The 14809-nt window shown below is 52.2% G+C and carries 10 protein-coding genes; all 10 read right to left on the bottom strand.

The genetic code is table 11. The features are described 5' to 3' along the window. Positions 1–145: 145 nt before the first annotated feature. Positions 146–799: a peptidylprolyl isomerase gene (locus tag AC6B99_RS29915; RefSeq protein WP_056028066.1), complete on the bottom strand. Its 654-nt coding sequence runs from the start codon at positions 797–799 to the stop codon at positions 146–148. Positions 800–832: 33 nt separating this feature from the next. Next, positions 833–3361 carry a PBP1A family penicillin-binding protein gene (locus tag AC6B99_RS29910; RefSeq protein ID WP_494859860.1) on the bottom strand — a complete coding sequence of 843 codons (2529 nt, stop codon included), beginning with the start codon at positions 3359–3361 and terminating at the stop codon, positions 833–835. A gap of 159 nt (positions 3362–3520) precedes the next feature. Further along, a complete protein-coding gene (hfq, locus tag AC6B99_RS29905) occupies positions 3521–3763 on the bottom strand; it encodes an RNA chaperone Hfq (RefSeq protein ID WP_056028072.1) in 243 nt (80 codons plus the stop codon). Then, the gene (gene miaA / locus AC6B99_RS29900; RefSeq protein ID WP_430161165.1) at positions 3760–4782 is read right to left on the bottom strand and encodes a tRNA (adenosine(37)-N6)-dimethylallyltransferase MiaA; all 1023 of its coding nucleotides are present in this window, start codon (positions 4780–4782) and stop codon (positions 3760–3762) included. The genes hfq and miaA overlap by 4 nt, the downstream gene beginning before the upstream one ends. Then, positions 4763–5554, bottom strand: coding sequence for a class I SAM-dependent methyltransferase (locus AC6B99_RS29895; RefSeq protein ID WP_496664901.1), 792 nt, complete (start codon positions 5552–5554; stop codon positions 4763–4765). The genes miaA and AC6B99_RS29895 overlap by 20 nt, the downstream gene beginning before the upstream one ends. After that, positions 5551–7710, bottom strand: coding sequence for a DNA mismatch repair endonuclease MutL (mutL, locus tag AC6B99_RS29890; protein ID WP_496664900.1), 2160 nt, complete (start codon positions 7708–7710; stop codon positions 5551–5553). The genes AC6B99_RS29895 and mutL overlap by 4 nt, the downstream gene beginning before the upstream one ends. A 36-nt stretch (positions 7711–7746) precedes the next feature. Next, entirely contained in the window at positions 7747–10548 is a 2802-nt protein-coding gene (mutS, locus tag AC6B99_RS29885; RefSeq protein ID WP_496664899.1) for a DNA mismatch repair protein MutS, read from the bottom strand. Between the two features lie 535 nt (positions 10549–11083). Then, positions 11084–12709: a putative amidoligase domain-containing protein gene (locus AC6B99_RS29880; protein WP_496664898.1), complete on the bottom strand. Its 1626-nt coding sequence runs from the start codon at positions 12707–12709 to the stop codon at positions 11084–11086. A gap of 242 nt (positions 12710–12951) precedes the next feature. Further along, on the bottom strand, positions 12952–13515 hold the full coding sequence (locus tag AC6B99_RS29875) for an outer spore coat protein CotE (RefSeq protein ID WP_056028083.1): 564 nt from the start codon (positions 13513–13515) through the stop codon (positions 12952–12954). Positions 13516–13905: 390 nt separating this feature from the next. Continuing rightward, complete coding sequence (locus AC6B99_RS29870) at positions 13906–14679, bottom strand: ABC transporter permease (RefSeq protein ID WP_099521772.1); 774 nt, start codon at positions 14677–14679, stop codon at positions 13906–13908. Positions 14680–14809: the final 130 nt, after the last annotated feature.

Raw genomic sequence — 14809 nt, 5'->3', positions numbered from 1 at the left:
TAACGGCTTTCGATGGTAAAGGATAGCTTTGTAAAAAGCTTACCATAACCAGCCGCTCATCTCCACCCGACTTGAAAAATAAACCAAGCTTAGCCTTCTTACACTGCAAAATCGCCGCCCCAGTAACGGGACGGCGATGGCAAAGCTATTTTTCCTGGATGATTACATTTTGAATAATGATTTCTTCAAGCGGCTCATTATTTTCAACTGGCGTCTTCGCAATTTCAAGCACCGTGTCCATACCGCTTACAACTTTGCCGAAAATGGAATAGTTCGGGTTCTGATTCAAATTCTCGGAGCCAGAGCCTGTGCAAATGAAAAATTGGCTGCCGCCGGTATTCGGCTTTCCAGCATTCGCCATTGCAACGATACCAGACTCATACTTAATTTCCGTATCCAGCTCGTCGGGAATCGAATAACCCGGTGTCCCAACACCATTGCCTTGCGGATCGCCACCCTGAATCATAAACGACTCAATAATGCGATGAAACGTCAAACCGTCATAAAAGCCATGGCGAGCCAGAAAAACAAAGTTATTTACCGTAATAGGCGCTTCGTTCGCATACAGCTTCACAGTAAAATTCCCTTTATTCGTTGTAAAAACGGCGGAATACGATTTATTGAGATCCAGTTCCATCTCCGGCATGCGCTCCCAGCGCATCACCTTCTCGGCATTGCCTGATTCCGCCGCCGTTCCTTTACCGGTCAAGCTTCCTTTCGCTCCACAGCCGGCAAGCAATGTCATTATGAGAAGTGCCATTACAAAAGCACTGCATACCGACCACTGTTTCCTGCTCATTCCTGTAACCAGCTCCTTACGTATTGCCGCTTGCTACCCGGCTTCGTTAGTCGTTCCATCCCCTTGGGCGGGGTCCGGCGTCGCGTTCGCCGGATTATCCCCTCCATCTACATTGCCGCCATTTTGCCCACCCTCCTCAACTGGAGGGCTAGCCATGTTATCCGTAGGCTCGGGACTAACTGTCCCTGGGTCGACGGTTTCAATTGGAGGTGTCTCCATGCTAGGCGTCGGGGTTGGCGTCATACCGCTGTCAGGACTAAAGGATGGCAGTTCAATCCCCCCTTCATCAGGATCAAGGGAATCCATCGGAACGTCTGGAACATCAATGACCGTCTCGGGAATTTGTACGGTTATCGTCTCAGACTGCTTGCTTGTCAGATTGTTTTCCGCATCGATTGCTATGACATAATAGTCGTACGTCATGCCTGGTGCAACGGACATATCATCAACGGTTGTTCCAGCAGCATCAACAAACAAGCTGAAATCCGCTTGATCCATCGCTTTGCGATAAACCTTATACGAAATGTTGCTGCTTGCTGCCCCTTGCCATGACAAAGCAACTTTCATTTGCTCTGGAACAAACACAGCGTTAAAATTCGTTACTGCACCGACATCTTTAACCGGCTCTTTCACGCCCTGTGGCTTCTTAAAGCTGGACTTCGGCATGTCTGCCATCGCCTGCTTCATAACCTTGGAGAACATGGCAGCCGACTGGGCACTGCTCTTCTTGAGCACATGCTGCTCATCTGTTCGATCGTAACCCATCCATACAGCGGCTGTCCACTCCGGTGTATAGCCTACAAACCAAGCATCACGGTTTGCGCTGGAGTTAAAGCCGGGAATACCGTGCTGGGTCGTGCCCGTCTTGCCGGCAACCGGGCGGTCTATTGCCGCACCTGTTCCCGTACCTCCGGATTGGACAACGGTCTGCAGCATTTCAGTCATATACCAAGCGGTATCCACATTCATAACCTGCTCAGTTGACGGAGCGTTGTACGTATAGACAGCCGTATTGCTGCTCGTCGTAATTTCTCTAATGGTATGGGAATCAACGGTTTGTCCACTATTGGCAAAAGTACTGTAAGCTGTCGCCATTTGCAGCGGTGTAACACCTTCCGTCAATCCGCCAAGCGCAATCGCAAGATTGCGATCCTGGTCGCTCAGTTCAAAACCAAGCTTTTTCGCAAATTTCACGCCGTTGCTAACGCCAATTTCATTCAGCGTCCATACGGCAGGCAAGTTGCGGGAATGCTTAACCGCTTCCTGCATCGTAATCGGCGTTGCACCTCTTGAATCTTTAGGACAATAGTTGCCGAAGCACGTTTTATCATTTTTCAAAACCGTCCACGGGAAATATTGACCGGTTTCCAGCGCCGGGCCGTAAGAAGTAATCGGCTTGAACGCCGATCCCGGCTGACGCGGCAATTCGACGCGATTCAAGCCTTTGCGTTCATAATCGCGGCCGCCTGCGATGGCTTGGATAGCCCCGTCCCGATGGTCGATAATAACCATTGCGCCTTGAACCTTCTTATCGTCGACGCTTTCCTCGAAGTTGGAGTCGTCGGCAAATTCTTTCTCAACGACGCTTTGCGCTGTTGGGTTGAGCGTCGTATAGATCCGGTAACCGCCAATACGCAGATCCGTTTCGGTCATATCCGGCATAACTCTCAATGCTTCTTCTACTGCGTAGTCAACGAACGCTTTATAAGGCTCGTCCTTGCTTTGCTCTACGGTAGGCGGAGTCACATAATCAACGGCCTTCGCCTCATCCATTTCGTCCTTCGTAATGTAGCCCTGATCGTACATCAGCTGAAGCACAACTCCACGGCGCACCTTGGAGCCTTCCGCATCATTAACCGGGTTGTAGCGGCTTGGCGCTTTCGGCATGCCGGCGAGCGTCGCCATTTGCCACAGCTTCAAGTCTTTCAGCTCGGTGTTGAAATAATATTTTGCAGCTCCCTTGACGCCGTAAATGCCTTTGCCGAAGTAAATCCGGTTTAAATAAAGCGTCAATATTTCTTCCTTCGTATTGTTGTTTTCCAATGCGACAGCAATCGAAGCTTCCGTCGCTTTCCGGAACAACGTTTTATCCGAGGATAAAAACATATTTTTAGCTAGCTGCTGGGTAATCGTACTTCCGCCCTCGACCGCGCTGCGAGCGATAACGTCCTTGACGAGTGCCCGGCCAATTGCAAAAAAGTCGATGCCGGCATGCTCGTAAAAACGCTGATCCTCCGTCGCCACTACGGCGTTCATCATTTCTTTCGGAATTTCATCATATTCGGCAATTTCACGATTTTCTTCCGGTGTGGACAATCGAGAAATTTCATCTCCATTCGCATCATAAACAATAGATGCTTCGCCCATAACCATCATATCGGCTCTTTCCTTCAGCAGCCGCTCACCATTCAAAATAATAAGCGAATACCCGATGATCCCGCACACGATAGCTATAACTACAGTGAAAAATAACAGGAAAAACCAGGTTTTCCCCGACATTCTTCTTTTCTTCTTAGGACCCGTTTTCTTCTCAGGTTGTGTTCTTTGCCTGCGATCAGCCATTGTGACTCCCCTCCTGCGCTTCTTCTTAGAAGCTGTCTGTCTTCTTATTTATACCCCTGGAATGAAAAGGACAACCCCTGTTAAAGCGGGCTGCCCTTTCCTTCCGCTATCTAGTTAAACGCAGATCGCTATTAGAAAGTTTCACTAATAACGTGCGCCTTACGAGTCAGAGCTGCTGTTGTCCTGCATGAGAGATACATTTCGCTGCGGAGTAAACGTCGAAATGGCATGCTTGTACACCATTTGTTGACGGCCTTCGCTGTCAATAATAATGGTGAAGTTGTCAAACGCTTTAATAACGCCCCGGATTTGGAACCCGTTCATCAGGAAGACTGTAACGGGAATGTTATCTTTACGCAATTGGTTCAAGAACGTATCTTGAATGTTGATGGATTTGTTCATTGGACGTTACCTCCGTCTACAAAAGATTGATTAGAAGTATATTCAAGATGGACTTGAAACTTTCCTGCTATTATACCATGAATCCGATGCAAATTGTTGTGAAAATTTTCCCCCATATCGATCCATTCGATATCTTTCATGTGACGAAACCATGACAATTGGCGCTTGGCAAAGCGTCTCGTGTCCCGTTTCAGCAAAGTTACCGCAGCCTCAAGCGTACATTCTCCCCGTAAAAATGACGCTATTTCCTTATAGCCGAGTCCTTGCATAGCTACAGCATGAGGAGGAACGCCACGCGACAGCAGCGCCTTCACTTCCTCGACCAGTCCCTGTTCCAGCATCTGGTCAATTCTCAGTTCAATCCGGCGGTACAGCTCCGCCCGATCCATCGTCAGCCCGATGATACACAATTCGTAGGGGGATTCTTTTTTCTGACCCTCGAGCTGCTCTGATTGCTTGATTCCTGTTAAATGAAATACTTCAAGCGCGCGGATGACGCGCCTTTGGTCATTCGGATGCAGGCGTTCCGCGGACTTCGGGTCAATAAGCGCAAGCTTCGCATGCAGCGCCTCAGCACCGTGCGCAAGAGCGAACTGCTCCTGCTCCTGGCGAAAGGCCTCATCTGAGCCGCTCTCTGAAAATTCAAAGCCGTAGCAAACGGCTTCCACATATAGTCCCGTGCCGCCAACGATGAAGGGCAGCTTTCCCCTAGCAGCTATCTCTTCAATGCTGCTTCCGCAGCCTGCTTGAAAGTCTGCCACCGAATAGGGGTCATCCGGATCGCGAATATCAATTAAATGATGCGGGATACCCTCTCGCTCTTCCAGTGGAAGTTTCGCTGTTCCAATGTCCATGCCGCGATATACCTGCATCGAATCGCCCGAAATGATTTCCGCCTGCCAAGCTTTGGCCAGCTCCAGGCTTAAATTGGTTTTGCCAACTGCCGTAGGGCCAATTAATACGAGCAAAGGCTGCTTTTTGCCCAGCGCGGTTACCCGCTTATTCTCTTGTTCTGGCAACCTCTATCACTCCATAAGCAATTTTTGAAGAATGTAAATGCCGCCGCTCAAAGCCGAGTCTTGCAAACTCCTCGCTATGGCGGTGCTCCTTAAGCACGACGGTTTTGCGCGCCACTCGCAGTGCTTCGGTCACTGCCTCGATAGACAAGGCGTTGTCATTGACCAATTGGCGCAGCGGCTGAATCGAGCTCGACTCATGAATCGGCTGCCGGAACATCGGGTCAAAATACACGACGTCGACGCTTCGATCCGGCAGTTGCCGCAAGTAGTCCAGATGGTTCATGCTGATCATTCGGATTCTGCGCATCGCCGCATCCACATCAGCAAGCCCCGATACGTAGATAGCAAGCCCTTCGCGCACCAGGGCGCATAGCACCCGCTCGCTTTCAATGGCAGTTACTTGTCCAGACGTACCGGCCGCATAAGCGAATACGAGCGAATCAGAGGCAAGTCCAGCTGTACAATCTACAATCGTATCGCCTTCCTCGCAGCCGGAGAGCGTAATCAGCGGATCTGTTTCTCCCCTTCGAAGCCTCTTGACTCTTACAAATGCCATGCTGGGGTGAAAAAATAACGGCGTATCCGTCTGTCCTTCATAATACCTGACTTCGCGATCCGTCACAACAAACAGGCGAATCTCGGCCATTTCGGCGCCGATTTGCCGCAGCGTCATTCGGCCCCTCGCCCGATAAGGGACGGACAGCTCGCCTGCAATTCTTCTCGCCTTGGCGACCGTCGCCTCAGACGGACGATCGGCGGTTGTCACGATCATGACATCACCCGCTTAAACATTTTTTCGAGCTGATAGGTGGACATATGCACGACTATCGGGCGTCCATGCGGGCAAGTATACGGTTGATGGCATGCACCAAGCCGGGAAAGCAGCGCTTCTCCCTCTTCCCTTGTCAGCCTGTCATTCGCTTTAATAGATGCCTTGCAAGAGCACATAATGGCCGCCTTCTCGCGCAGCTTGGCAATATTGATTGATTTGCGCTCGGCCAGCAGCAAATCGGCCATCTCTTCAATAATATCCTTCTCCTCGCCATCCGGCAGCCACTGCGGATACGCGCGCACAAGAAACGTTTGGGAGCCAAATGGCTCAAGCTCGACGCCCGCTTCGTTAAATAGGGGCAGCAGGCCGCGCAGCTGCTCTGCCTCACCCGGCGTAAACTCCAGCGTAAGCGGCACTAGCAGCTGCTGGCTAGCAGCCTCGGGCATGCCAAACTTGGCGTAATAATATTCATAATTGATCCGTTCATGCGCCGCATGCTGGTCAATTAAATACAGTCCTTCCTCGGATTGCGCCACAATATATGTGCCATGCAGTTGACCAATCCAATGCAGCTCGGGAAAACCCGCTTCATTGGCTGCTGAAGGCTGCTCCGGAGCGGCTGGCACTTGGCCTCCTTGTCCGAAATGAATGTCGGGCAAGGCTGCCGTATGAACAGTAGCAGCAACTCCACTGCTTAAATCAGCAGTTGCAGCCCCTGAGCTTTCCAATCCGTTGCCGGGCTCGCTTCCGATAGCCACAGTTTGCGAGCTAGCCGTGCTAGCTGCGTCTTGGCGTATCCATGAAGGCTCGGATGGAAGCGGAGCGTCTTCGCTTTGCGAAGGAGAACTATTCGCCGCTGCACGTGCAAGGGGCTGCACAGCCTCAGAGACAAGGTTCCCCCATGATGCACTTGCTTCACGCGCCAAGCTATTTCCAGTTTGGGCAGGCTTGTACAAACGTTCAGCCGCATCCTTCGGCACAAATTCTCTGGAAGCACCTTGGACAAATGGGGAATAAGGCGCTTGTGCTATCGACCGCTCCCCTTTGTTTTCCTTCTCTGGTACAGGCGGTGTTTTGGGCTCCGGACGATGAAAGGACATGGCGCCCTGAACGAATACAGGACCTGACCTTTTCTGATTATGTATAGAATCCGGACCAGGAATGTGACGTTCTTTGCCAAGTGCAGCCTGAATAGCCGACTCAACGAGCGTCCGCAGCTCTGCCTCCTTGCTGAAGCGAACCTCCATTTTGGAAGGGTGTACGTTTACATCAAGCAAGCTCGGATGCATGCCAATTTCAATAATCGCAAGTGGAAAACGATTGATAGGCAGCAGCGTATGGTAAGCCTGAAGCATCGCCTGATTAACGGCATGGCTGCGAATATACCGCCCATTTACAATGACGGTTATGCCATTGCGATTCGAACGTGTCAGCTCAGGCTTGGAAATATAGCCTAACAGCTCATAATCCGGGCTTTCGCCTTGTATCGCCATCATTGCTTTGGCCGTATTCGAGCCGTAAATAGCAGCAATAACCTGCAGACGGTCGCCTGTACCGAGCGTTCGCAGCAGCGTATTGCCATTGTGCTTTAGTGTAAAAGCAATACCGGGATGCGCAAGCGCAATGCGGTAAATATAATCTGAAATATGTCCAAGCTCGGTTTGCACCGCCTTCATATATTTCAACCGGGCTGGCGTATTGTAAAACAAGTCGCGCACCGTCATATCCGTACCTTGCGGCGTAGCAGCCGGAATACTGGCCGTAATCGTCCCGCCTTCAATGCTCAGCTTATGCCCTAAGCCAGTCTGTCCGGTAGAGGACAAGCATTCCAGCCGTGATACGGCCGCGATACTTGGCAGCGCCTCGCCGCGGAAGCCTAGGCTTGCGATGCGGAACAAGTCGCTGCTCGTTGCAATTTTGCTCGTAGCGTGGCGCTGGAATGCCGTTTCGATTTCTTCAGCGGGAATGCCCGAGCCATTGTCTGTCACACGGATAAGGTTCAAGCCGCCCTCTTCCACTGTGATGTCGATTGTGGAGCTGCCGGCATCGACAGCATTTTCGACTAGCTCCTTAATGACAGAAGCAGGTCTTTCTACCACTTCGCCTGCGGCAATCTGGTTCGCGAGCTGCTCGTCCAGTACGAGAATTTTACCCATATCTGTTTTCCTCCTTCCCACACGGACACGCCGCTTCTAGTCGTTCATTTTGCGTTTCATGTCATTTAGCCACTGCATCGCCTGCATTGGCGTCATATTGAACAGGTCGAGCTTGCGCAGCTGATCAGCAAGCTGCTCGGATTTGGGGCTGCCTTTACGGCGGCCCGAATCAGCCTGCGCGGCAGCTGGCTCATCCCAAATGGACAGCTGAATGGCCGCCGCAGTTTCGCGAACACCAGCATTCGATGCTTGGCTGGCCGAAGGATCGAATGCAGATGGAATGCTGCTATTTTCATGGTCGGAAGCATTTGACAAAGTATCACCAGACTGCAAGGCTGCATACGAATACTCTGGTTTATTTTTATTAGAAGCGGATTTCTCCTCAGCAGTGCGACTATCTGTTTCAACAACAGCAGCTGTGCTCATCTTGATACTCGCATTTTTTTCAACCAATGCATCCGAAACTTCCAATAGCTCATAGGATCGGGAAATAATGGACTCCGGCAAGCCAGCAAGCTTTGCGCAATAAATGCCGTAGCTCGTCCCTGCTGCGCCGGGTATCAGCTTGCGCAAAAAGGTAACATGATCGCCGCTTTCCTGTACCGCCATACATGCATTGGTCAGCTGAGGCAAGGAATCCTCCAAATGCGACAGCTCGTGAAAATGGGTCGATACGAGCGCCTTGCAGCGAATCTGATGATGCACATATTCAATAACCGCTTGGGCTATGGCCATGCCTTCGCCCGTAGAAGTACCGCGCCCAAGCTCGTCAATAATGACAAGGCTGTTCTCCGTTGCCTTCTCGGTCATAATTTGAATATCCTTCATCTCCACCATGAACGTACTTTGTCCGCCAATCAGATCATCCGCCGCGCCAATCCGCGTGAAAATCCGGTCGGTCAGTGGAATTTGTGCCGATTTTGCCGGAACAAAGCAGCCGATTTGCGCCATAATGCCTATCAAGGCCACTTGGCGCATGTAGGTGCTTTTGCCCGCCATATTCGGTCCGGTAATGAGCAGCATCGAGTTATGCTCTTTATGTAGCTGCGTCGCATTTGCAATGAACGCTGCCCCATTTTCCATAACGGCCTCCACAACGGGATGCCTGCCTTCTTCGATGACCATATCGAACGAATCGGTAATCGAGGGGCGGGTAAATCTGCGCTCTGCGCTGACCGTCGCAAATGCCTGATACACATCAAGCTCTGCTATGGCTTCAGCAAGCCGCTGCAGACGGTGAAGCTGCCCTGCTAAATGCTCGCGAAGCTCCAGAAAACGTTCATATTCGATATCGACCATCTTTTCCTCGGCCTCAAGAATTAGGCGTTCCTTTTCCTTCAGCTCCGGCGTTACGAACCGCTCGGCATTGGAAAGCGTCTGTTTTCTTTCGTAGCGGCCCTCCGGCAGCATCGCGAGATTGGCTTTGGAAACTTCGAGATAATAACCGAATATTTTATTGTAGCCGATTTTGAGCGAGCGGATGCCAGTTGCTTCGCGCTCTGCGCGCTCCAGCTCAGCGAGCCATTTTTTTCCATTGGTACTGGCTTCTTTAAGCTGGTCCAAATAATCATCGTAGCCTGCACGAATAATTCCGCCTTCGCGAATCGAGACTGGCGGCTCGTCTACGACTACTGTCGCAATCATATCTGCCAAATCGGCGCAATCGTCCAATCCGTCTACCAACTGCTCTAGCCGCTGCGATCCCGAGGCTTTGCATAGCTGTACTAGTTGAGGAACGCGCTGAATCGACGTTTTGAGGGCATTCATATCGCGACCGTTGGCACTGCCAAACGCCACTCTTCCGACCAGACGCTCCAAATCATAAATATCATTCAGCTCAGAGCGAATATCATCGCGCAAAATCAAGTTGCGGTACAACGTATCCACCGCATCCAGCCTTGCTTCAATCGCGTTGCGCGACAGCAACGGCTTGTCGATCCAGCGGCGCATCAGCCTTGCACCCATTGAGGTTTGACTTCGGTCCAGCAGCCAAAGCAGCGAGCCCTTCTTTGAGCGGTCGCGCACAGTTTCAGTCAGCTCCAGGTTTCGGCGGGTATAATGATCAAGGATCATATATTGACCCGGCTCATAGCTGCGAATTGCGCGAACATGACCGAGCGAGCGCTTTTGCGTATCATCCAAATAGCCAATTAGCAGGCTCACTGCGCGCATGCATGCTTCATTCAGCTGTACAAGCTCCTGCTTTCCGAACTGGTCGAGCAGCTTTTGCTCCGGCACAGGCTCGCGCTTTGTCAGCAATATCGGGCGATTCCAAGCGTCTGATGCTTGCAGCTTGTCCAGCAATTCCTCGTCGCCAACAATTTCCGCAGGCTGATAAACGTTAATTTCATCGATCAGCGCTTCCATCTGAAGCGGGAACGAAGTGACGTACAGCTCGCCTGTAGACAAATCGCATGAGGAAATCGATACTTTCCCGTTTAAAAGAGCAATCGCTGAAATAAAGTTATTCGTTTTATCCGCGAGCGCTTTCGACTCCATGACCGTTCCCGGGGTAATGACCTGAACAATTTCACGTCGTACGACGCCTTTGGCAGCCGCTGGGTCCTCGACCTGCTCGCAAATGGCAACCTTGAAGCCTTTTTCAACGAGTCTTGCGATATAGTTTTGCGCAGAATGATAGGGTACGCCGCACATTGGAATTTTTTCCGTGCCGCCTCCTTCTCTTCCGGTTAGTGTAATTTCAAGCTCTCGCGAGGCCGCAATCGCATCTTCAAAAAACATTTCATAGAAATCGCCCAGACGAAAAAAAAGAAACGCATCCTTCGCTTCTTCTTTAATCGCAAGGTATTGCATAATCATCGGGGTATAGCTTGCCACTGTTGCCCCTCCTTTATTGTGGTAAGCGAACGCGGGCGTTCGCAATCTATGTTTATCGTATCATCAGAGCCGCAAATTTCGCCAAATCTCCGAAATTCTAATGAAGCAACTTTCTACTATTATATCAAGCGTTGGCTTTCCGCGCCAACTTGTCTATTTTTCCTGATGTTCATATAGGGAGATAAACCGGGGAAATTAGCAAAAAAAGAGTGAAATGAAGCGAGAAATAAGAAGAGAAATAAACAGTGAGGCAAGGGGGAAAGGGCCTGTTTGCTTGGGAAACAAGCCGGGGTGAAAGTGCAGGATAGCTCTTTTGTCGGATAAGCTTGGGAAATAGAAGGCAATTTGAAAATAGTGAATTCGCTTCGTTGGTTTGGGGAAATTTTGTGGAGCTAATAAGCTGGCAGCGCTTTGTCGCTACGTTATGTGGGCACCGTACAGGCTGGATTTCATGTCAGCTTCGTTTGCTTCCATTATAGAGCTGAGGTGAAGCATGTAATGAACATTAAAGATTAAATAATAAAAATTATGTCGTCTATTTGTTTCGCGGCTTGTTAGAAGCTGGAGCTGGCATAGGGATGCGCCATTTGTGGCGGATGTCAGCCCGCTCATCCCAGGTTATGCCGCGCCGCGCTGCATCGAGCAAAGGCTCGATATCGGCCGCAAGGGCCGCATAGCTTGGCGTCGCCGCCAGCGCTGAGGCAAGCGGGTCCAGACACCCGGCCAGCTCTGCTCGGTCGCCGGAGTAGAAGGCTTCGACATACCGCTCGTCAAGAGCCGGTATGTCGGTGAGGACTCTAGTCTCACGCGCGCATAGCAGCGCGAGCGCGAGCGCTGCTTTTGCCGCTGCTGGCGAGATGAGCCAGCTCGGCAGCGTGCGGTATTCGAAGCCGCCATGCGGCTGCTGGCGGTATTCGCCAAGGGCGCCGTAACGGGGGCGTCTGCCCCGGCCGGCCGGGTCTTCGACGAGAGCGAGCGGAAACGCCGCGTAGCTGTCGAGCAGCCGCAGCAGTCGGCTGGATAGCGGCGTGCCGCTGAGATGGATGTGCCCGCCGAGCGGCAGCCCCGGCACGGGCATGGCTCCGGCGACCCAGCAGAGGCTGGGGTCGCTTATGCGTTCGGCGGCGCGCAGCAGCAGCCGACGGAGATGCGCGGTCAGCGCGGCCGGGCTTTCAGCCGGCTCGGGCCGCAGCTCGGCGACGGGATAGACGATCCGTCGCCCAATGAGCATGGCGTCGCTGCCCGCGGCCCCTTGGGCGCCATCGCCAAAAAAGCGCGAAGCCGGCACGATCCGCCCATCCGGCCGCACCAGCGCAAACTCCGGGTCGGCGCCCAGCATCAGCTTGGGCGCCGTTCCCGGCATAGGCGCTGCTGCCGCCTCATACCAGGCGGCCATCCGCGCCAAGCCCACTGCGCGCAGCTTCGCATCGCGCACAGCCCCCGCTGCGCGGACGGCGGCACGCCCGCCTTCGCCCAGCACAACCTCGGCCTCGCCCATATCGAGGCCGAGTGCATACAAAGCGGCGACTGCGGCGCGGATGACCCGCCGCAGAGCCCCATCCCGCGGCCATGGCGCTGCCGCATGGCCGCCTGGCTCCGCCCGCAGCAGCGGCTGCCCCGCTGCGGGCCTGCCCCACCGATCGAGGCGCTGCAGCTCGATCGGCTCCAAATGCGCAATAGCGACCTTATACAATCGGTCGCTATCTCCCAGCTCCTGCCGCCGGAGCAAGCCTGCCCGGCGCAGCCTTTGCTGCTGCTCGGCGGCAGACATCGCCGCAAAGCCGATCTCCCCCTCATTCAGCAGCCAGATGCCGCTTGGCAAAGCAGGCAGCACCTGCTTTTCATAGCCTTCACGTTTTTCACTCATATGCTGTTTTTCCGTAATTCCCTTCTGTTCCCTCAAGCCCCGCTTTTCTTTAACGCCCTGCTGTTCCCACCTACTCTGCCCTTGCCCGCTCTCGCCTTGCTGACCTGTCTCTCCCTGCCTAGATTCACTACCCTTCTTTTTCTCAGCAACACAGCCGCTCACGATAACCGCGTCCCCAGCCTTGACCTCTGCAAGCAGGCTTGCAGTTGGAGCTGATTCAGCGGCAGCGGCATTCTCTTTGCCCGCCAACTCCAATCGCCCGGTACTGCTGTTCCACAGCCATACTGCCGCCATCTCATTGCTCCTTTCTACTAAAACCCACTCACCCTACTCAAACCTGGCTTATAGGGCATACGCCCGATTATGTTTAATTCCAACAAAAAGAGGGCTTTCGCCCTCAAGTTTGCGGACATCGCCGCATATCATACCGTACAGAAGCCGAGGCACAATGGAGTTAAGCTACCGTGGAGAAGATGTAAGCTTCCGTGCCGGGAAGTTTCAATCCACATAAGCCACATGGCCGTCAGGCTGCCAGATTAAAGCTCGTCGTCGAGCAAATCCGGATCAAGATCTTCGTAGTCGTCATCGCCGAGACCGAACTCGTATTCCTTGGCATCAAGGCCGTCCAAACCTCCAGGGATACAAGCAACCGTCACTTTTGTCTCGGCAACCAGCTCTACCGAAAATTCGCGTTCAACCCGGATGACAACGCCGGAGCCGCTCGATGAAACATTCGCTTCGATACAATTCGGCTCCTGAAGCGCGTCTGCTGAAACTTCCACGGTTGTAGCGCGATGCTTCGGATCAACAAACGAAAGCGGAACATTTTCTACATAATGAACGGATTCCTTCGCAACCTCGGTTTGCGAGTTTTTGCTGTACGAGTACCAGATGTTAATGTCGTAAGTACCGATGACCTCAATCCCATCGCCCGAACGAACCGCTTCATATTGATGGTTGATAATCCATGCGCCCAAAATACTAGTCGGATGTTGAGGCGGCGTAACGGTATGGGTTACAGTGGAAAACTTACGACCTTTGCCGCAGACAGCTTTGGTAATAATTTCTCTGTACTGTAGCTGTTTATCTGCATTAGCCATTGATTTAACCTCCTCCATGCAATCATTCACTTAAAGTGTATGCAGGACGTGGGCGAATGTTGATAAAACGAATGCAGACAAAGAGAGATTGTTTTAAAAAACACCCACAAAACCCGCTGCAAAACGTAAATCCACGTTTCCCCAAGACCTTCGCTCCCCATTTCCCCGCCTTTAGTTGGCCGCTATATACGAGCAGCTTGCGGGAGGCTCGCCGCAAAATCTTTTTTCACCCTTGCAGCTCCCGCTCCTATTACGAAAGCGCCAGCTAAAATCGAACTATACTCATAGTTATGAAGGTGCCCTAGCCTTTATGCCAAAGCCTGTATTTGTACCTATTGTTATCTACGAACTAGCTCAAAAAATGACATAAAAAACGTTTTGCCATATGCTCTACTGCTCACGCCATCCCGCCATCAGCCTGCGCTCCAGCGCCGAAACGGCTTTGTACATAACCGTCGCAACCGCAGCAATTACAAGGAGGCTGGAGAGAACGAGCGTAAAGTTGAACACTTGGAAGCCATAAATAATTAGGTAGCCCAGCCCAAGCTTCGCCACGAGAAACTCGCCTACAATAACGCCGATCCATGCCAAGCCCACATTCACTTTCAGCGTCGAAATAATAACCGGGAACGAAGCTGGCAAAATCACGCTGCGAAAAAGCTGTGACCGCCCCGCTCCGAACAGCCGGACGACTTTAATATAGCCCGCATCCACCTCACGAAACTGGTTATAGATGTTCAAGGTTGTAATAATAACCGTTACCGACAAAGTGACCGCTACAATGGAGAGAAAGCCAGGACCAAGACAAACGATAAAGATTGGCCCTAGCGCTACCTTCGGCATGCTGTTCAGCACGACCAAATAAGGGTCCGCAACCCGCGATACAAAAGGGAACCACCACAGCAGCGCCGCAAGGAGCGTGCCCAGCAGTGTGCCCAGTGCAAATCCGACAATCGTTTCTGATACGGTCACCCCGATATGCGGCCAGATTGAGCCGTCCGACATCGTCCCCCACAATTGATGGAACATCTTCGTTGGATAGCTGAACAGCAGCGGATCAACCCACCGATTACGTCCCGCGGCCTCCCACAGCCCAATAAAGAGTACTAAAATAATGAACTGCGTCACTCCGACTAACGCCGTCGTCCTTTTTGCCCGCCGCATATAAGCCTGGTGCAGCCAGTCTAGCCATACTGCTCTACCCTCTTTTACATCAGAAGGCAATTGTATCTGTTCCTGCCCTACTCGCTCCGGCTTACTATCTGTGTGTTGCTCCCTTTGCTGATTTGAACCC

It is taken from the genome of Paenibacillus liaoningensis, from assembly GCF_059609455.1.
The sequence above is the reverse complement of the archived record's forward strand: the minus strand, read 5'-3'. Positions and strand labels throughout refer to the sequence as shown.